Genomic DNA, 18027 nt, shown 5'->3' on the forward strand with positions numbered 1-18027 from the left:
CCCTGCGTGGCCGGACAGGGTACTGCATGATCAGAAAAATCGGGGGGCGGGTTGGGAATTCTGTCCTGATTCCAGTCGTTGTTTCCATCGGATGCAGGGCACCCGAGGAGAGTCCGGAGAGTCTCGAAAGACGGAGTCCAGCGTCCGAAGGACCACCCGCTGACCTCACCATCGCAAGGGAGCTCGCATGGCAACCCGTGCCGTCGCCCGTCGTCAGTCCGCCACCGGCGAGACGGCCGACGCGGCAAGCAGTGTTCGCGCCCATGGCGGCGAGATCGCCGACCGCGACCTGGTCGGCATGTACCTCGACGAGATCGCGCGCACACCGCTGCTCGACGCCGCCAAGGAGGTCGAGCTGTCGCAGATCATCGAAGCGGGTGTGTTCGCACAGCAGATCCTCGACGGCCAGGAGGAGAACAAGGCCGGGGCCTCGCCCGAGGAGCTGCAGGCCCTGGTCGACGCGAGTGAGCGTGCCAAGGACGTCTTCATCCGCTCCAACCTGCGCCTGGTCGTCGCGGTCGCCCGCCGCTACCCCCGCAGCGGGCTGCCGCTGCTGGACCTGATCCAGGAGGGCAACGCCGGCCTGGTGCGCGCGGTCGAGAAGTTCGACTACCGCAAGGGCTTCAAGTTCTCCACGTACGCCACGTGGTGGATCCGCCAGGCCATCACGCGGTCGATAGCGGACCAGTCCCGCACGATCCGCCTGCCCGTCCACCTCGTGGAGGAGCTCGGCCGAATCCGCCGTGTGCAGCGCGAGTTCAACCGTGAGCACGGCCGGGACCCGGAGCCCGCCGAGATCGCGACCGAGCTCGGCTCGACGCCGGAGCGCGTCACCGACGTGCTCGACTGGGCCCGCGACCCGGTCTCGCTGAACATGTCGGTGGACGACGAGGGCGAGACCCAGTTCGGCGACCTCCTGGAGGACACCTCCGCGGTGTCGCCCGAGCAGTCGGTGCTGACACTGCTGCGCAGTGAGGAGCTCGACGACCTGATCGGCCGGCTCGACCAGCGCACGGCGTCGATCATCAAGATGCGCTACGGCATCGAGGACGGCCGGGAGCGCACGCTGACCGAGGTCGGCAAGGAGCACGGCCTGACCCGCGAGCGCATCCGGCAGATCGAGAAGCACGCGCTGCTGGAGCTGAAGAAGCTGGCCCGCAGCACCGGGTTCGACGCGGCGGCGTGACCCCCGCGTCCGCGTCCGCCCGCGCGTCCGGCCCCGCCCGCGCGGCGCGGACCGCCCGTTCGCGGGTCGGCGCGAGACCCGTGAGCACGGTGAGCACGGTGAACGTCCGGGCGTACGACCCGTTCCCACGCCCAGTGGGTGACGGACCGTGTGCGCCCGGGGGTCACCGCGTACGCCGGGTGGCGAAAGACCGCGCAAACATGGCGTTGTAACGCCGCTTCAACTCGCGGGCTCAGGGAACAAGACTTCTGGGCCCACCAGTTCGAGCCCGGGGCACACCCCCTGCCCCCGACAGCCAAGTCCCGTCGCACTCCCCCCGGCGCCGGGACTTTCCCGAGGCCGGGCTTCGGCGTCCTTCCCCCCGGATGCCGGAGCCCGGCTTTCATTCTGTCCGGCTGCCGTCTCCGGCCGTTGCCTCTGGCCGCCGTCTCTGGCCGCTCGCAGGGCTCCGGTGTGGTGGCCCGGTGTGGTGGCCCGGTGTGGTGGTCCGGCGGAGTGTGGGATGGGCTGCTGGAGGGCGGGGCACCCCGTACCTGAACCACGGGGTGGCCCGCCAGATGGCAGATTGTGTCACATGGGCATAGCCTGCCGGGCGTGAGCAGCACCACCCCGAACCCGCCTCCGTCCTCACTGACCGAGCGGCGCAAGGCCGAGACGCGTATGGAGATCGCCCGGGCTGCGGCCGGCCTCTTCGTACGGCACGGCCTGCGCGCCACCCGCGCGGAGGACATCGCCCAGGCCGCGGGCATCGCCCCGCGCACCTTCTACCGGTACTTCGCGACCAAGGAGGAGGCCGTCGCCCCGCTCTACGCGGCCGGCGCCTTGCGTTGGGTCGAGGCGGTGCGCGCCGCTCCCGCCGGCACCGGCGTGCTCTGCGCCCTGGAGCAGGGGGTCCGCCACGCCCTCACCCCGGGCCTCGGCGTCTCGGCGTCCTCCTGGGAGTGGGTCCGCACGCTGCTGCGCCTGGCCGAGGCGAACCCGTCCCTGCGCAGGGTGTGGGCGGAGGTGTGCCAGACGTCGGAGCGGCTGCTGGGAGAGGCGCTGACGGAAGTGGTGACACGTGCCGGTGCCTCGAGAACGCCCGCAGGGCCGGACGGTTCCGACAACGTTGCCGAGGGCCCCCGGGCGCGCTTCGCCGCCGCCGTGGCCAGTGCCGCCGTGCGGACGGCCCTGGAGGCCTGGGCCGAAGGGGACGGACCCGTCGATGGCCCGGACGGCCCGGCGGAACTCGCCCTGCGGAATCTCGCGGCGCTACGGGACTTCCCGTGGGGGCGTGACCTCCCGGGGGTGTGACCTTCGGGGGCCGAGTCCTCCGGCGGGAGTGACCCGCGAGGGTCGTAGACCTGAGTGGCATGAACCTCCGGTGTCCGGGGCCGCGAGGGCTCACGCCCCCTCCGCGTCCCGGCCGCCGGCCGCCCTGCTCAACCGCGCCCCCAACTCCCGTACGGCCGTCACCAGTTCCTCCGGCTCGTGTACCACGAAGTCGCACTCCAGCATCGCCAGCCGCAACGCCACCCACTGCACGGCGTCGCCGATCGACCCGCGCAGCCGGCACCTGTGCTCGTCCAGCGGTTCGGGCGTGCCCAGCCACGCGGGCACCCGGGCGGCGACGAAAGCGGCCGGTGCGGCGAACGTGACCTCGAAGTCGTAGGTCCGCTGTTGCCGTTGCATGGACTGCCGGAGGTACTCCGCCGCGTTCCCCGTCGGCAGCTCGCGGGGCACGAACCGGGCCCCGGTGGCGAAGGGCTCGCTGACCCGGTCGACGCGGAACGTGCGCCAGTCGTCGCGGTCGATGTCGTACGCCACCAGGTACCAGCGGCGACCCGTCGACACCAGTCGGTACGGCTCCGTCAGACGCCGCGACTCGGTGCCGTCCGCCGCCCGGTAGGCGAACCGCAGCCGCTCGTGCCCGGCGACCGTCGAAGCCATGACGGTCAGGGTTTCGGGCGCGATGCTCGGCCCGTCGCCGCTGGTCAGTGGGGTGGTCGCGGCCTGCAGGGTGGTCACGCGGTGACGCAGCCGACCCGGCAGGACCTGCTCCAGCTTGGCCAGGGCCCGCACCGAGGCCTCGTCGAGGCCCTCCACGGCGTGCCCGGCTCCGGCGCGCAGCCCGACCGCGATGGCCACGGCCTCCTCGTCGTCGAGCACGAGCGGCGGCATGGCCTTCCCGGCGACCAGCCGGTAGCCGCCGTCGGAGCCCTTGGTCGCCTGCACGGGGTAGCCCAGCTCGCGCAGCCGGTCGATGTCCCGCCGGACCGTGCGGCGGGAGACCCCGAGCCGCTCGGAGAGTTCCCCGCCGGGCCATTCGCGGGGCGTCTGGAGAAGGGAGAGGAGTGTCAGCAGCCGAGCCGGGGTGTCCGTCGTCATACGCATGAGGATGCCGCACCACTAGGTCATGAACTGTCCTAGTAGGGGTTTAACGTCGAAGCATGAACTCCACCGACACCTCCCCGGGCACGGCGGGCGGCGGGACCGACCGCCGACGTTGGTTCGCCCTCGCGATCGTGATGACCGCGGCTTTCATGGACCTCGTCGACGTGACGATCGTCAACATCGCCATCCCGTCCATCCAGCGGGAGGCGGGCGCCTCCTTCAGCCAGATCCAGTGGATCACCGCCGGTTACGCCCTCGCCTTCGCCGCCGGTCTGATCACCGGCGGACGGCTCGGCGACATCCACGGCCGCAAGCGGATCTTCCTCGTCGGCATCGGCGGATTCACGGTCGCCTCCGCGCTGTGCGGCCTCGCGGTCAACCCGGAGATGCTGGTCGCCTCCCGCCTCCTGCAGGGTGGCATGGCGGCGCTGATGGTGCCGCAGGTGCTGTCGATCGTGCACGCGACCTTCCCGGCGCACGAGCGGGGCAAGGTGTTCGGGCTGTTCGGCGCGGTGGTCGGTCTCGGAGCCGTGTCCGGTCCGTTGCTCGGCGCGCTGCTGACCGAGTGGAACCTGTTCGGCTGGGGGTGGCGGTCGATCTTCCTGATCAACCTGCCCGTGGGTGTCGCCGGCCTGATCCTCGGCGGCCGCTTCATCACCGAGTCCAAGGCGCCGCGTGCCCTGAAGCTGGACCTGGTGGGCGTCGCACTGGTGACGCTGGGCCTGCTGATGCTGATCTACCCGCTGACCCGAGGCCGCGAGCTGGGCTGGCCGGTGTGGGGGTACGTCTCGATGGCCGGCTCGCTCGTCGTCCTCGCGGCGCTGGTGGCGTACGAGAGGCGCAAGACCGCGCGGGACGGCTCCCCGCTGGTGGAGCTGTCGCTGTTCCGGGTCAAGAGCTTCGCGGCCGGGATCGCCGTGCAGACCGTCTTCGGGATCGGGCTCGGTGTGTTCTTCCTGGTGTGGACGCTGTACATGCAGATGGGGCTGGGCTGGAGCCCGCTGAAGGCCGGGCTGACCGGGGTACCGTTCTCGATCGCCGTGTCCGCGGCCGCCGGGATGTCGGTGCAGATGCTGGTCCCGCGCTTCGGGCGCAAGGTGCTCCAGGCGGGCGCGCTGGTGATGGCGGCCGGGGTGCTGCTCTACATCTGGGAGTCGGGGCACTACGGCCTCGCCATAGAGCCCTGGCAGATGGCCCTCCCGCTCGTCGTCATGGGCGTGGGCATGGGGCTGATCGTCGCTCCGCTGACCGACGCGATCCTCTCGGAGGTGCCGCGCGAGCACGCCGGTTCGGCGTCCGGCCTGATCAACACCGTGCAGCAGATGGGCAACGCGCTCGGTCTCGGACTGGTGTCCGTGGTGTTCTTCGGCACGATCTCCGACCACCTGCGGCCGGAGCAGATCGGTCCGGCCTTCGCGGACGCCTTCCAGAACGCGCTGGGCTGGGTGGCCGCGGTGATGGGCGCCATCTTCCTGCTGATGTTCGCGCTGCCGAAGCGGCCCGCGCAGCATGTGGAGGGGGAGCGGGCGCCGGTGGAGGAGAAGGAGCGGGTGCTGGTCTCCTGACAGCGGCGGTCGTGTGGGCGGGCCTGGCACTACGGTGCCGGGTCCGCCCGTGTTTCCGGTCGGCGGGTACTACGGTGCCGGGTCCGTCCGTGTTTCCGGTCGGCCTGGCACTGCGGCGCCGGTCCGTCCGCGTCTTCGACCGGCCCGGCATTACAGTTCCCGGCCCGCCCGCGTCTTCGATCGGGCCCGGCACGACGGCTCCGGGTCCGTCCGCGTTTCCGATCATGCCCGATTGGGTCCGAAGCTGTTTACTTCTCGGACATCTCGGCGTAGCGTGCCGCTGAAACCACACGTTCGGGCATGAGGCGGAGGCGAACGGACATGTACGCACCGGAGCGGCAGCAGGAGATCCTCCGGCTCGCCCGTGACGGCGGCCGAGTGGATGTCGTGTCGCTGGCCGAGGAGTTCCAGGTGACGGCGGAGACGATCCGCCGGGATCTGAAGGCCCTCGACCGCGCGGGTCTGGTCCGCCGGGTGCACGGCGGGGCCATCCCGGCCGGCCGGCTCGACTTCGAGCCGGACCTCGCCGAGCGCGAGACGACCGCCGCCGACGAGAAGGACAGCATCGCCAAGGCGGCCCTCGCGGAACTGCCCGTCGAGGGCACGGTGATCCTGGACGCCGGGACGACGGTGGCCCGGATGGCCGCCGCCCTCCCGCTGGAGGCCTCCCTCACCGTCGTCACGCACAGCCTCCCCATCGCGGCCCGCCTCGCCGACCACCCCGGCATGCAGCTGCACCTCATCGGGGGGCGCGTACGGCACCGTACGCGCGCCGCCGTGGACGCCTGGGCGCTGCGGGCGTACGGCGAGATCCGCGCCGACGTGCTGTTCGTGGCCGCCAACGGCTTCTCCGCCGAGCACGGTCTGACCACCCCCGACCTCGCCGAGGCCGCGGTCAAGCGCGCGGCCGTGGCCGCCGCCCGCCGCGTGGTGCTGCTCGCCGACTCCTCCAAGCACGGCCAGGAGCACTTCGCCCGCTTCGGCGATCTGAGCGATGTGGACCTGCTGATCACCGACAGCGGGCTGAGCCCTGAAGACGCCGTCGCGATCGAGCGCGGCGGCACGGAAGTAGTGCGCGCATGATCCTCACCGTCACCCCCAACCCGTCCCTGGACCGGACCTACGAGGTGCCGTCCCTCGACCGCGGCGAGGTCATCCGCGCCACCGGCGAGCGGATGGACCCGGGCGGCAAGGGCGTGAACGTCTCGCGCGCCGTGGCCGCCGCGGGACAGCGCACGGTGGCGGTCCTGCCCCTGGGCGGCGCCCCCGGTGCCCTCGTCGCCGAGCTGCTCGACCAGCAGGGCATCGAGGTCGCGCCCGTCCCGGTCGCCGGGGCGACCCGGTCCAACATCGCCCTCGCCGAGTCCGACGGCGTCCTGACGAAGATCAACGCGCCCGGTCCCGAACTGTCCGACGCCGAGCGGGAACTGCTCCTGGAGACCGTGCGGCAGCAGTCCCGCGAGGCCTCCTGGATCGCCTGCTGCGGCAGCCTGCCGCGCGGACTCGCCCCCTCCTGGTACGCCGAGCTGGTCGCCCGCGCGCACGCCGCCGGGACCCGGATCGCCCTGGACACCTCCGGGCCCGCGCTGCTCGCGGCCCTGCGCGAGCGGCCGGACGTGGTCAAGCCGAACGCCGAGGAGCTCTCCGAAGCCGTCGGCCGCCCCCTCGCCACCGTCGGCGACGCCGTGAAGGCCGCGGAGGAACTGCGCGAGATGGGCGCCCGGGCCGTCCTGGCGAGTCTCGGCGCCGACGGGCAGCTGCTCGTCTCCGACGAGGGGGCCTGGTTCGGCAGCGCGCGCGTCGCCGTCGTCCGCAGCAACGTGGGTGCCGGCGACTCCTCCCTCGCCGGTTTCCTGATCGCCGGCGGCAACGGCCCCGAAGCCCTCGCCTCCGCGGTCGCGCACGGTGCGGCCGCCGTCCAGCTGCCCGGCAGCGTGATGCCGACCCCGCGCGACCTCGACCCGGCGGCGGTGACGGTCACGGGCGAGGTCCCGACGGACCGAGTGCTGAAGGAGCCGGTCACATGACGTACGGCGAGCAGCATGGACCTACGCGCGAGCGGCGGGCCTCTCCCTTACCCCCCGCCTCCCTCTCCGCCACCCCCCACCGCACCCCCGTCCCCCTCCCCGCCCACCCCTCCCACCGGGCGATACGCGTGCTAAGGAGCCCGCGATGAGCGACATGATCACGGCGGACCTGGTCGATCTCGACCTCTCGGCCGACACCAAGGAAGCGGCGGCGCGTGCCCTCGCCGAGCGCATGGTGGCCCTGGGCCGGGTGACCGACCTGGACGGCTTCCTCGCCGACGTGGCCGCCCGCGAGGCCCAGATGCCGACCGGCCTCGACGGCGGCATCGGCATCCCGCACTGCCGCAGCGCGCACGTCACCGAACCGACGCTCGCCTTCGGGCGCAGCGCCGACGGCATCGACTTCGGCGCCCCGGACGGCCCCGCCGACCTGATCTTCCTGATCGCCGCGCCGGCCGGCGCCGACGACGCCCATCTGACGATCCTGTCGTCGCTGGCCCGGCAGTTGATGAACAGCGAGTTCACCGACGCCCTGCGCGCGGTGAGCGACGCGCAGGCCGCGGCGGCCCTGATCCGCGGCGACGAGCCGGACGCACCCGCACCGGCGGGTTCCACAGACGCCGTGGCGTCGGCGGGAGCGGCCTCTCCCGCCGACGCCACGGTCACCGACGACACCACCGCTGAAGAACCGTCCACCGAGCGCCCGTTCCGCATCGTCGCCGTCACCTCCTGCCCCACCGGCATCGCCCACACCTACATGGCGGCCGAGTCGCTGGAGAACGCCGGCCGGGAGGCGGGCGTCGAACTCACCGTCGAGCCGCAGGGCTCGGCCGGTTTCACCCGGCTCGACCCGCAGGTCATCGCGGCGGCGGACGCCGTGATCTTCGCCCACGACGTGCCCGTACGGGAGAAGGAGCGGTTCGCCGGCAAGCCGACCGTCGACGTCGGTGTGAAGGCGGGCATCAACCGCGCCGCCGAACTCATCGCCGAGGTCCGTGAGAAGGCCGCCCGCGGTGAGGTCACCTCCGGATCCGCCCCGGCCACTCCGGTGGAGCGCTCCGGTGACTCCGGCGAGGGCTACGGCACCAAGCTGCGCAAGTGGCTGATGTCCGGCGTCAGTTACATGGTGCCCTTCGTCGCGGCGGGCGGTCTGCTGATCGCCCTCGGCTTCGCGATCGGCGGCTACGAGATCAACAAGGCGCCCTCGGTGATGGACCACTTCCTGTGGACCCAGGCCGACAGTTGGGCCGCGCTGCTCTTCCAGATCGGCGGCGTCGCCTTCGGCTTCCTCGTCCCGGTCCTGGCCGGCTACATCGCCTACGGCATGGCCGACCGGCCCGGTCTCGTCCCCGGCTTCGTCGGCGGCTCGATCGCCCTGACCATCAACGCCGGGTTCCTCGGCGGTCTCGCGGCCGGTCTGATCGCCGGTGGCGTGGTGATGGCGATCCAGAAGGTGAACATCCCGGCGGCGCTGCGCGGCATCATGCCGGTGGTGGTGATCCCGCTGATCTCCTCGCTGATCGTCGGGTTCCTGATGTTCGTCGTCATCGGCAAGCCCATCGCCGAGGCGCAGAAGGGCATGACCGACTGGCTGAACGGCCTGTCCGGCAGCAACGCGATCCTGCTCGGCACCCTCCTCGGCCTGATGATGTGCTTCGACCTCGGCGGCCCCGTCAACAAGGTCGCCTACACCTTCGCCACGGCCGGCATCGCGGTCGCCGCCCCGAGCGACTCGGCGATGAAGATCATGGCGGCGGTGATGGCGGCCGGCATGGTCCCGCCGCTGGCCATGGCTCTCGCGACGACCGTGCGCGGCAAGCTCTTCACCCGGACCGAGCGCGAGAACGGCAAGGCCGCCTGGGTGCTCGGCGCCTCCTTCATCTCCGAGGGCGCGATCCCCTTCGCCGCGGCCGATCCGCTGCGCGTCATCCCGGCCTCCATGGCGGGCGGCGCGGTCACCGGCGCCCTGTCGATGGCCTTCGGCGCCACGCTGCGCGCCCCGCACGGCGGCATCTTCGTGGTCCCGCTGATCGGCAACGCGTTCCTCTACCTGGTCGCCATCGCCGCGGGCGTCTGCGTCACGACGGCCCTCGTCGTCGTCCTGAAGGGCCTGCGCAAGCCTGCCCCGGGTGCCGCACCGGCCTCCGGTGAGGACGGCGCGGTCCGCACGGCGGAGACCAAGCAGCCCGTCGCGGCGTGAAGCGCTGATGCGGTGAAGCGGTGAAGTGATGGAGGTTCGCCCCTTTCGGGGTGTGTGAACCGTTCATGCCACCTGCGAGATAGATCACGAAAATCACGGCCCGGGACCGAAGTCCCGGGCCGTGGTGTCTACTGGGGCGCATGCCCGAGCACGTCTCCCGGTGGCCCGAGGGCCACCCGCTCCCCGCCCTCCCGCAACAGCGGCAGACGGGCTCCCGGTCGGAGTCCGTGGAACTGACCACGGAGGAGAGAGCCGCCTTCGCCGAGCTGGTACGCCAACTCGGCGACAGGCTCTAGGCCTAGCGTCTGGATCAGGCCGGCGTGAGGTACAGCGCCGTGCGGCCGACCCGAGCGGGGTCTGGTGCGTGCGGCTGCAAGGCGGAGGTGGGAGTCGACGCGGAGGCGTCGGCGCGTGACGACAACGCGGCAGATGTGCGTGCCAGACCCCGCGACGCCGGGACGATCCCAACGCCGGCCCTGGCTCAGGACAGCTGCGCCGCTCGCCGCTCCATCGCCTCGCGTGCCGCGTCCTCGCTGGTGTACACCTCGCACATGTGCCGCCCGTCCGGCGTCGCCGTGTGCTCGACCTCCCAGAGGGAGACCTCCTCGCCGTCGCGCAGCAGGAACGCGTGCTCGTAGAGCGAGAAGCCCAGCCCCGCCCGGCCCGCGCGGCACGGCCGGCCGAACGCCTGGGTGATCTGGTGCCCCGACGCCGTGGCCAGCAGGGCCGCCGTGTCCGGGCCCGGCCGGTCCGCGTTCTCCGCCCGGCGCAGTAACCTGCGCGCGTGGTCCGCCGAGTTCTCCCCGGCGTAGGCGTGCCGGGGCGTGGGGGCCGGGGACAACTGCACCGTCACCGGCAGTTCGAAGTCCGGGGTGTCCGGCGGCAGCGGCAGCCGCGTGGTGGCGGCGCGCAGCTCCTCCTCGTCGACGTACACCTCGTGCTGCGGTTCGCTGCCCGGCGCGGTGTTGTGGACGAGCTCCCAGAGGGTGAGTGCCGAACCGTCGGCCAGCAGCCACGTGTGCCGGTAGGTCTCCCGGTGCAGACCCGCGCTGTGGTGCGCGGAGTGCAGCGAACCGTCGTGCGCCAGCGCACAGTCCAGGCGCCTTATCGTCTCGTCCGGTAGCTCGAAGGAGTTCAGGGCGCGGCCGAGGAGTCGCGCGAGGTGCTCCTCCGGAGACTCGGGCGAGTCGTGGGGTTCGTACGCTGCCGTCTCGTACGGAACGCTCAAGGTTTCTCCCGGCGTTGCTGCATGTCACCTTGTGGGTGCATACCGTAGCCCCTCGGTCGGACATCATGTCCGGGAACCGAGAAAACGTACGTCCGGGAAAACGCGCGGACCGCGCGAAAAGTTCCCGCGCGGCCCGTTCGGTGCGTCAAAAACCCCAGATGGGACGATCTTTCAGATGGTCTTACGGTCAGTCAGGACGCGCTGCCCGCGACCCACTGGCTCCATGCCATGTTCCATCCGTTGAGCCCGTTGTCCGGCGCCACCGTCTTGTCGGGGGAGTTCTTCACGATCACCACGTCCCCGATCAGGGAGTTGTCGTAGAACCACTTGGCGGGCGTGTCGCCCCCGGCGCCCCGGACGTCCGCGAGACCCACGCAGCCGTGGCTGGTGCCCTGGCGGCCGAAGGGCGGATTGCCCTTGTTGTACCAGTAGTTGCCGTGGAGGAACGTACCGGACGTCGTCAGGCGCATCGCGTGCGGCACGTCCGGGATGTCGTACTCACCGCCCAGCCCCACCGTCCGGCTGTTCATCCGGGTCTGGACGAACTTCTCGGAGATCACCATCTGCCCGTTGTACGTGGTGTGCTGCGCGTCGCCGGCGGAGATCGGGACCGACTTGAGGGTCTTGCCGTCCCGCACGACCGTCATGGTCTGCGTGTTCGCGTCGACCGTGGAGACCTGCGAACGCCCGACGGTGAAGGTGACCGTCTTCTTCTGCACGCCGAACACGCCGTTCGCGCCCTCGACGCCGTCCAGGTCGATCTTCATCGTGACCTTGGAGCCGGCCTTCCAGTACTCCTGCGGCCGGAAGTCCAGCCGCTGCCCGTTGAACCAGTGCCCGACGACCTTCTGCCCGCTGCTGGACGTCACCGTGATGTGCGACTGCACGTCCTTGCGTTCGGTGATCGCCTTGTCGAAGGTGAACGACACCGGCATGCCCACACCGACCGTCGTGCCGTTGTCCGGCGTGTACGTCCCGATGAAGCTGTTCGACGTCGTCACCGTCGTGAAGATGGAGTTGGCCGCGGCGGTCTTGCCGTCCGCGTCCTTGGCGGTCGCCGATATCTGGTACTTCGTCCCGCGCTCCAGCTGTTCCTTCGGCTTCCACACCTCGCCGTCGGCGGAGACGGAGCCCGCGACCGTCTGGTCGGTGCCCGCGACCGTCATCTTCACGTCGGTCAGCTTTCCGTCGCTGACCTTCACGCCGGTGCTGTTGATGGACGCTCCGGTCGAACCGTCCTTGGCCGAGATGGCGATCCTCGCGACGGACGTCTTGGTGCCGCCCTTGCCGCCCTTGCCGTTCTTCTCGTCGTCCTTGGCGTTGGCGCTGCCACCGCAGGCGGTGAGCGTCAGGGCGCCGACCACCAGGGCGGCACAGGCCCCCAGAGTGCGCCGCGCTGAAATGTTCGGCGTTGTCACGGGCTGCTCCCAGTTCGTGTGATGGCGCGTGATCCGCTCCAGTACGTGAGGCAAGAGGTGCCGGGGAGCCGGTCGGGTTCCGTCCGTTCCTCATGAAGGCCGTCACGTGACAGAACCGCGACAAATTCCGGGGCGGCTGTGGATCCGCTGAGTGCCCGGAGGCCGGGCGGCGGCTGTGGAATCCGCTGAGCGCCGCGGGCCCGGTTCAGCGGCCCGCGTACAACTCCCCGTACGACGGCCACGCCCCGCCCGGGCCGTCGACCGGCTCCGCGGCCCGTACGGCCCGCACGATCGCACGCGTCACCATGTCCGCGCCCGCCGCGAGGATCTCGTTCAGGGCCAGCGGGTTCGCGGCGTCCAGTGCGCGGTCCCCCGTCGCCAGCGCGAACACCGTGTCCCCGTCGTTGAGCAGGTGCACCGGACGCACCGCCCGGGCGATGCCGTCGTGCGCCGTGCCGGCCAGCTTCTGCGCCTGCGCCTTCGTCAGGTCGGCGTCCGTGGCCACCACCGCCAGCGTGGTGTTGAGCGGGGGCGGCGCGCTCCGCGCGGCCGTCTCGGCGAGACGCCGCCGCGCGGCGGCGTGGACCTCCGCCTCCGGATACTCCACCCGCCCATGGAACAACTCCCCGTACAGCACCCCCGTTTCCGGATCCACCGTCGACCCCGCCGCGTTGGCCACCACCAGCGCGGCCACCGTGATCCCCGAGTCGAGCACCGCGCTCGCGCTGCCGATGCCGCCCTTCACCACCCCGGTCACCGCTCCCGTGCCCGCGCCCACGCACCCCTGCGCCACGGGTGCGCCGAGCTCGCTCGCCGCGGCGGCCTCGACCGCGGCACGGCCGGTCGCCGCGTCCGGCCGTGCCCGGAAGTCACCGCCCCGCCCCAGGTCGAAGACGCAGGCTGCGGGCACCACCGGCACGACATGTGCCGGGTCGGCCCCGACCCGGATCCCGCGCCCCCGTTCCTCGAGCCAGGCCATCACCCCCGATGCCGCGTCGAGCCCGTACGCGCTGCCGCCGGTCAGCACGACCGCCTCCACCTTCCGCACCACGTTGCGTGGATCCAGCGCGTCCGTCTCCTTGGTGCCGGGTCCGCCGCCCCGCACGTCCACGGCGGCCACGGCCCCGCCCTCCGGGGCGAGCACGACCGTGATGCCGGTGAGCCAACCGTCGCCGGTGCGTGTCGCGTGCCCCACCCGCAGGCCGGCGACATCCGTCAGTGCGTCAACTGTCATAAGCCACAGTGTCGTCCAGCCGCCGGCCCCGGCGGGCACGGCGAGCCGGTCGGTGCCTCGTCAGCCGACTGACCTCGTAGTCGACGATCCCCCGGCCCGCGTGCCCCTCGGCGACGGAGTGCACCAGCTCGATGCCCGCCTGCGCGACGGCCACGACGAAGCACAGGTCGAAGAAGAGCTCCAGCGGCGAGGCCGTCCGGTGCGCCTCGTCGCGGCCACGGGCCCGGAGCCGGCGCAGCGGTCCCCTCCCGCCGGGCGCGCCGGAGGGGACGGGCGGGGAGCGGGGCCGGCGGTCATGCGTCCCAGCAGAGCAGAAGGCGCGGGGATCTTCTCCGCGACCGTACCCTGGTCGTATGAGTACCGTCCCCGGCCCCGAGCCGCGCGAGCCGAAGCCCGCGCTGGTCTTCGACGACCCGCTCGACCAGCAGTCCTCCGACGACACCGACCGGGGCTGGGGCGAGCGCACCGACTCCGGCGGCAGCGCCGCCGACCTCAAGCGCTTCCTCGACGAGAAGCCGCCCCACCACCTCTGAGCCGCCCGCGGCGCCGCTACCGCCGGTCGTGCCCCGAGCCGCGCTGGGCGACCAGGGCGTCCCGGATCTCCTTCAGGACCTCCAGCTCGGTGACCTCGAGGACCTCCTGCGCGCCCTCCTTCGCCTTCCGGCGGGCCTCCTGGCGGGCCAGGTACTTCGACATGGGCAGGACCATCAGGAAGTAAACGACCGCCGCGGTGATCACGAAGCTCAGGGCGGCGCCGAGCACGGACCCCCACAGGATCTGGATGCCCTGCTCGCCTTCGCAGGTCGAGCTCAGACATGAGCTGTAGTGGTCGAGGTTCTTGGTCCCGATCGCTCCGACGACCGGGTTGATGATCCCCTTCACCAGGGCGTTGACGATGTTGGTGAAGGCGGCGCCGATCACCACCGCCACCGCCAGATCGACCACGTTCCCGCGCATCAGGAAGGCCTTGAAGCCCTGCCAGACGCTCGGCTCCTTCATCTCGCTCACCTCGGGGCCTCTCCTCGCACAAGCAGCTTGTGGAACAAAACGCTCCGCAACCTACGTCACCGTTGGGCCGAACAGGGCAACCAGGTCCCTCGAACGAGGGCCTTGACGAGATCATGCACACGATCACCACAGCGTCACCGCCAACCGTGCCGTGGCACTCGCACCGGCCAGCCTCGCCGCCGTGGCTCGCGGCACCGACAGCACGACCAGCGCCCCGCTGTCGCCCGCGCCCTCCATCGGCTCCGGCACCTTCGTGACCCTGGCTCCGCGCGCGACCACCCGGGCATCGCCGCCGGAGACCGTCTCCTCGGCGGCGATGACGTCGACCCGGTCGCCGGGCCGCAGCAGCCGCACGGTGGCGGCGTCGGAGATCCGGATCGGAGCCGTCACCGGCCCCGCACCGCTCGGGTGCGCGGGCCGCGCCCCGGACGTCGAGGCCGTGTGGGCCGGGGGACGAGGGGGATGACCGCGCGCCCCGTCGGCATCGCGCGGGCCCGCCGCCACGAGCGCCGTCGCGGTGACGGCGAGTCCGGCGGCCACGGCCCGCCGCCGGTGCCGTAGGAGCCGGCCCGGTCGGTGGCCGCCGCGAACCCGGACCGGATCGAACCGCGGCACCTCACGGGTCGCGGGCACCTCGGCGCCGGGCGGGCACGGGGCGACGGACCAGGAGGGAGACGAGGGGACGACCGAGGATCGAGCGAGGGACACGGAGACCACCACCTGCGACGAGGGACCGGCTTGCGCTCCCCACGATGAGGCCTCCGGACGCCGCCCGCTCGGGCCTGTGGACCCACCCCCGGCCTGTGGACAACTCCCTCACCCGAACGGTGACTTCCGGCTCTCGCGTGGGCACCCGCACGGCCTGTGGACAGGCGGGGGCCGGGTGGTGACTCCCTCACCCGAACGGTGACTTCCGGGTCCCGCGTGTGCATCCGCCTCGACGTTCGTCCGGCGATGCGAACCCCTACGGCAGCGCGAATCCCGGATCCATGCCGCCCAGCGCACCCACACACAGGCAGTCCCGCTCGCCCTCGCCGGGCAACCCGGCCACCGCGTCGAACAGCACGCCGCGAAGCCGGTCCACGTTCGCCGCGAACACCCGCAGCACCTCGTCGTGCGAGACACCCTGCCCGGTCTCCGCACCCGCGTCGAGGTCGGTGACCAGGGTCAGGGAGGTGTAGCAGAGCTCCAGCTCACGGGCGAGCGCCGCCTCGGGATGGCCGGTCATGCCCACGACCGACCAGCCCTGAGCCTGGTGCCACAACGATTCGGCACGGGTCGAGAAGCGCGGCCCCTCGACGACGACCAGCGTGCCGCCGTCCACCGGCTCCCAGTCCCGGCCTCGTGCCGCCTTCAGCGCGACGGCCCGCCCGGCGGGGCAGTAGGGGTCGGCCAGCGACACGTGCACCACGTTCGGCACCGAGCCGTCGGGCAGCGGCAGACCGTCGAAATAGGTGCCCGCGCGGGACTTGGTGCGGTCGACCAGCTGGTCCGGCACGAGCAGCGTGCCCGGCCCGTACTCGGGGCGCAGACCGCCCACGGCGCAGGGGGCGAGGACCTGGCGCACGCCGACCGAGCGCAGCGCCCACAGGTTGGCCCGGTAGTTGATCCGGTGCGGCGGCAGGTGGTGGCCGCGTCCGTGCCGCGGCAGGAAGGCGACCCGCCGACCGGCGACCTCACCGAGGAACAGCGAGTCGCTCGGCGGCCCGTACGGGGTGTCGACCTGGATCTCGGTCACGTCGTCGAGGAAGGAGTAGAACCCCGAGCCGCCGATGACGCCGATCCCGGCGCCACCCCTGTCCGTCACGTTCGCCTTGTTCGCCATGCCCGCACCCTAACCGCACGCGGAAACACCGAGGACCCCGTCGCCCGGAGGGCGACAGGGTTCCGTAAGAATCAGGCCTTACGCGGCGGTGGTGCTGCTGCTGGAGGAGCTGCCGGAGCTCGACGACGTGCTCGAACCGGAGCTCGACGAGCCGGAGTCCGAGGACGACGAGCCGGAAGATCCGCCGCTCGACGACTTCGCCGGGGAGCTGCTCGACGAGGAGCCGCGGCTGTCGTTCCGGTAGAAGCCGGAGCCCTTGAAGACAATGCCGACCGCCGAGAACACCTTCTTCAGGCGGCCCTCGCACTGGGGGCACTCGGTGAGGGCGTCGTCGGTGAACTTCTGCACCGCCTCGAGGCCTTCGCCGCACGCGGTGCACTGGTACTGATAGGTGGGCACTGTCTTCCTCCTGGCACTCTCACTCGATGAGTGCTAACGACGATCCATAGTGACGTATTCCGGCCGCTCAGTCCACTGACACCGGCACGCGGTGACCCACGCCACGTGCGACGGTCCGGCCGTTGCCCCGCGCCGCGAGCCGGGAACGCAGCGCCAGGAGGGTCACCAGGGCCAGCACCGCGCCGCCCATGGGCACCAGGAAACCGGCGCCCGACCAGAACCGGTCCTCCAGTTGTCCGGCCACGGTGACGGCGGCGGCCTGGCCGAGCGCGACCGCTCCGGTCAGCCAGGTGAAGGCCTCGGTGCGGGCGCCGGCAGCGACCAGGCTCTCGACCAGGGTGTAGCCGGTGATCAGGGCGGGCGCGATGCACATGCCGACCAGCAGGCCGAGGCCGGCGAGGACCGGCACCGAGTGGGCGGCCCACAGGCCCGAGGCGGTGAGGGCGAGCGCCGTGTAGCCGACGACCAGGCGGCGCTGCGGGGCCGCCTTCCAGGCGATCGCGCCGCAGACCACGCCGGAGAGCATGTTGCCCGCGGCGAAGACGCCGTAGAGGACGCCGTTCAGGCCCGGCTCGCCGATCGACTCGGTGAACGCGGCCAGCGACACCTGCATGCCGCCGAAGACGGTGCCGATGCCCAGGAAGGTCACGATCAGCACGCGCACCCCGGGGACGCGCAGGGCCGAAACGTGCTCCACGCGCGCGTGCCCGCTCGGGGCGACCGAGGGCTGGGTGCTCTTCTGCGCGGCGAACAGCAGACCGCCGACCAGGGTCAGCGAGGCCTCGGTGACGAGTCCGGCGGCCGGGTCGACGGCCGTGCACAGGGCGGTGGCCAGCAGCGGTCCGACCACGAAGGTCAGTTCGTCGGTGACGGACTCGAAGGCCGCCGCGGTGGTCATCAGCGGCGAGTCCTTGAGCTTCACGCCCCAGCGGGCCCGCACCATCGGGCCGACCTGCGGCACCGAGGCGCCGGTCGGCACGGCCGCCGCGAACACCGCCCACAGGGGCGCGTCCAGCAGCGCGAGCGCGGTGAGCGTCAGCCCGGACAGCGCGTGCAGCAGCACTCCGGGGATCAGCACGATCCGCTGCCCGTAGCGGTCGGCGAGGCGGCCGCTGTAGGGCGCGAACAGGGCCATGGAGACACCGGTGACGGCCGCGGCGGCGCCCGCCGCTCCGTACGAGCCGGTGGTGTGCTGCACCAGCAGCACGATGGAGATGGTCAGCATCGCGAACGGCTGGCGTGCCGCGAAACCGGGGAGCAGGAACGCCCAGGCGCCGCGGGTGCGCAGCAGCCGGCCGTATCCCGGGCGGGCGGAAGCCGACGGGTTCTCCGACGCCTTCGAGGTGACCGTGGACGCCACGGCCCGTGCCTTTCTGCCGCCTGGTAGCGCGGCCCCGTGGGGGGCGGCGCCGAGAGCTGTCCTCTTGCGCGGAACTGCGGTAGATGCCGGGGCCCGGTGAGGAGGGGTGTCCCGACCGCCATACGGTCGCGCCAGCTCTGCGTCAGGCAGAGTTGGTTCGATCTGGGTAACGCCTTCATCGTACAGGGATCAAGGGCTCGCACG

17 protein-coding genes and 1 pseudogene are annotated in these 18027 nt (G+C 71.9%); 8 read left to right on the top strand and 10 right to left on the bottom strand.

The window, feature by feature from the left end; all coding sequences use genetic code 11:
- Positions 1-187 precede the first annotated feature (187 nt).
- On the top strand, positions 188-1186 hold the full coding sequence (locus tag QNO09_RS33220) for a sigma-70 family RNA polymerase sigma factor (protein ID WP_283973943.1): 999 nt from the start codon (positions 188-190) through the stop codon (positions 1184-1186).
- Positions 1187-1780: 594 nt separating this feature from the next.
- Positions 1781-2479 (top strand): TetR/AcrR family transcriptional regulator, encoded by a 699-nt coding sequence (locus QNO09_RS33225; RefSeq protein WP_283973944.1) that lies wholly within the window; start codon positions 1781-1783, stop codon positions 2477-2479.
- Positions 2480-2569: 90 nt separating this feature from the next.
- Here QNO09_RS33225 and QNO09_RS33230 read toward each other — a convergent pair whose 3' ends face one another.
- The gene (locus QNO09_RS33230; protein WP_283973945.1) at positions 2570-3553 is read right to left on the bottom strand and encodes a helix-turn-helix transcriptional regulator; all 984 of its coding nucleotides are present in this window, start codon (positions 3551-3553) and stop codon (positions 2570-2572) included.
- Between the two features lie 62 nt (positions 3554-3615).
- Between QNO09_RS33230 and QNO09_RS33235 the strand changes: the two genes are divergently transcribed.
- From QNO09_RS33235 to QNO09_RS33255, 5 genes are all read left to right on the top strand, one after another.
- Positions 3616-5124, top strand: a complete 1509-nt coding sequence (locus QNO09_RS33235) for an MFS transporter (RefSeq protein WP_283973946.1) — start codon at positions 3616-3618, stop codon at positions 5122-5124.
- 321 nt (positions 5125-5445) lie between these two features.
- Positions 5446-6207 carry a DeoR/GlpR family DNA-binding transcription regulator gene (locus tag QNO09_RS33240; protein ID WP_283973947.1) on the top strand — a complete coding sequence of 254 codons (762 nt, stop codon included), beginning with the start codon at positions 5446-5448 and terminating at the stop codon, positions 6205-6207.
- The gene (gene pfkB, locus QNO09_RS33245; protein WP_283973948.1) at positions 6204-7151 is read left to right on the top strand and encodes a 1-phosphofructokinase; all 948 of its coding nucleotides are present in this window, start codon (positions 6204-6206) and stop codon (positions 7149-7151) included. The genes QNO09_RS33240 and pfkB overlap by 4 nt, the downstream gene beginning before the upstream one ends.
- 145 nt (positions 7152-7296) lie before the next feature.
- Complete coding sequence (locus QNO09_RS33250) at positions 7297-9351, top strand: PTS fructose transporter subunit IIABC (protein WP_283973949.1); 2055 nt, start codon at positions 7297-7299, stop codon at positions 9349-9351.
- Positions 9352-9491: 140 nt separating this feature from the next.
- Positions 9492-9647: a hypothetical protein gene (locus QNO09_RS33255; RefSeq protein WP_283973995.1), complete on the top strand. Its 156-nt coding sequence runs from the start codon at positions 9492-9494 to the stop codon at positions 9645-9647.
- A 185-nt stretch (positions 9648-9832) separates the two neighbouring features.
- Here the strand turns inward: QNO09_RS33255 and QNO09_RS33260 are convergent, their stop codons facing one another.
- The 4 genes and pseudogenes from QNO09_RS33260 to QNO09_RS40110 form a co-directional block, all read right to left on the bottom strand.
- Positions 9833-10579, bottom strand: coding sequence for a DUF6227 family protein (locus tag QNO09_RS33260; RefSeq protein ID WP_283973950.1), 747 nt, complete (start codon positions 10577-10579; stop codon positions 9833-9835).
- Positions 10580-10770: 191 nt separating this feature from the next.
- Positions 10771-11997 carry a L,D-transpeptidase gene (locus tag QNO09_RS33265; RefSeq protein ID WP_283973951.1) on the bottom strand — a complete coding sequence of 409 codons (1227 nt, stop codon included), beginning with the start codon at positions 11995-11997 and terminating at the stop codon, positions 10771-10773.
- Between the two features lie 205 nt (positions 11998-12202).
- Positions 12203-13231 carry a P1 family peptidase gene (locus QNO09_RS33270; protein ID WP_283973952.1) on the bottom strand — a complete coding sequence of 343 codons (1029 nt, stop codon included), beginning with the start codon at positions 13229-13231 and terminating at the stop codon, positions 12203-12205.
- 76 nt (positions 13232-13307) lie between these two features.
- Positions 13308-13586: pseudogene (locus tag QNO09_RS40110) on the bottom strand (low temperature requirement protein A); the annotation flags it as partial.
- On the opposite strand from QNO09_RS40110, the gene QNO09_RS33280 reads away from it, so the two are divergent.
- A complete protein-coding gene (locus QNO09_RS33280) occupies positions 13585-13764 on the top strand; it encodes a hypothetical protein (protein WP_030845027.1) in 180 nt (59 codons plus the stop codon). The pseudogene QNO09_RS40110 and the gene QNO09_RS33280 sit on opposite strands and share 2 nt — an antisense overlap.
- A 16-nt stretch (positions 13765-13780) precedes the next feature.
- Here the strand turns inward: QNO09_RS33280 and mscL are convergent, their stop codons facing one another.
- The 5 genes from mscL to QNO09_RS33305 all read right to left on the bottom strand — a co-directional run bounded on the left by mscL (position 13781) and on the right by QNO09_RS33305 (position 17823).
- Positions 13781-14230: a large conductance mechanosensitive channel protein MscL gene (mscL, locus tag QNO09_RS33285; protein WP_451523785.1), complete on the bottom strand. Its 450-nt coding sequence runs from the start codon at positions 14228-14230 to the stop codon at positions 13781-13783.
- 132 nt (positions 14231-14362) lie between these two features.
- Positions 14363-14872: a hypothetical protein gene (locus QNO09_RS33290; protein WP_283973991.1), complete on the bottom strand. Its 510-nt coding sequence runs from the start codon at positions 14870-14872 to the stop codon at positions 14363-14365.
- A 331-nt stretch (positions 14873-15203) separates the two neighbouring features.
- On the bottom strand, positions 15204-16064 hold the full coding sequence (locus QNO09_RS33295) for an S-methyl-5'-thioadenosine phosphorylase (protein ID WP_283973954.1): 861 nt from the start codon (positions 16062-16064) through the stop codon (positions 15204-15206).
- Positions 16065-16142: 78 nt separating this feature from the next.
- Positions 16143-16463 (bottom strand): FmdB family zinc ribbon protein, encoded by a 321-nt coding sequence (locus tag QNO09_RS33300; protein ID WP_283973955.1) that lies wholly within the window; start codon positions 16461-16463, stop codon positions 16143-16145.
- Between the two features lie 67 nt (positions 16464-16530).
- Positions 16531-17823 carry an MFS transporter gene (locus tag QNO09_RS33305; protein WP_283973956.1) on the bottom strand — a complete coding sequence of 431 codons (1293 nt, stop codon included), beginning with the start codon at positions 17821-17823 and terminating at the stop codon, positions 16531-16533.
- Positions 17824-18027: the final 204 nt, after the last annotated feature.

Origin of the sequence: Streptomyces sp. 378 (assembly GCF_030124145.1) — a bacterium.
Classification (GTDB): Bacteria; Actinomycetota; Actinomycetes; order Streptomycetales; family Streptomycetaceae; genus Streptomyces.

Coding starts and splice junctions, on each gene's coding strand:
- QNO09_RS33240 (WP_283973947.1), top strand. CDS start 5,446: ATGTACGCACCGGAGCGGCAGCAGGAGATCCTCCGGCTCGCCCGTGAC.
- QNO09_RS33270 (WP_283973952.1), bottom strand. CDS start 13,231: ATGACAGTTGACGCACTGACGGATGTCGCCGGCCTGCGGGTGGGGCAC.
- mscL (WP_451523785.1), bottom strand. CDS start 14,230: ATGAAGGAGCCGAGCGTCTGGCAGGGCTTCAAGGCCTTCCTGATGCGC.
- QNO09_RS33295 (WP_283973954.1), bottom strand. CDS start 16,064: ATGGCGAACAAGGCGAACGTGACGGACAGGGGTGGCGCCGGGATCGGC.
- QNO09_RS33230 (WP_283973945.1), bottom strand. CDS start 3,553: ATGACGACGGACACCCCGGCTCGGCTGCTGACACTCCTCTCCCTTCTC.
- QNO09_RS33220 (WP_283973943.1), top strand. CDS start 188: ATGGCAACCCGTGCCGTCGCCCGTCGTCAGTCCGCCACCGGCGAGACG.
- QNO09_RS33235 (WP_283973946.1), top strand. CDS start 3,616: ATGAACTCCACCGACACCTCCCCGGGCACGGCGGGCGGCGGGACCGAC.
- QNO09_RS33255 (WP_283973995.1), top strand. CDS start 9,492: ATGCCCGAGCACGTCTCCCGGTGGCCCGAGGGCCACCCGCTCCCCGCC.
- QNO09_RS33280 (WP_030845027.1), top strand. CDS start 13,585: ATGAGTACCGTCCCCGGCCCCGAGCCGCGCGAGCCGAAGCCCGCGCTG.
- QNO09_RS33250 (WP_283973949.1), top strand. CDS start 7,297: ATGAGCGACATGATCACGGCGGACCTGGTCGATCTCGACCTCTCGGCC.
- pfkB (WP_283973948.1), top strand. CDS start 6,204: ATGATCCTCACCGTCACCCCCAACCCGTCCCTGGACCGGACCTACGAG.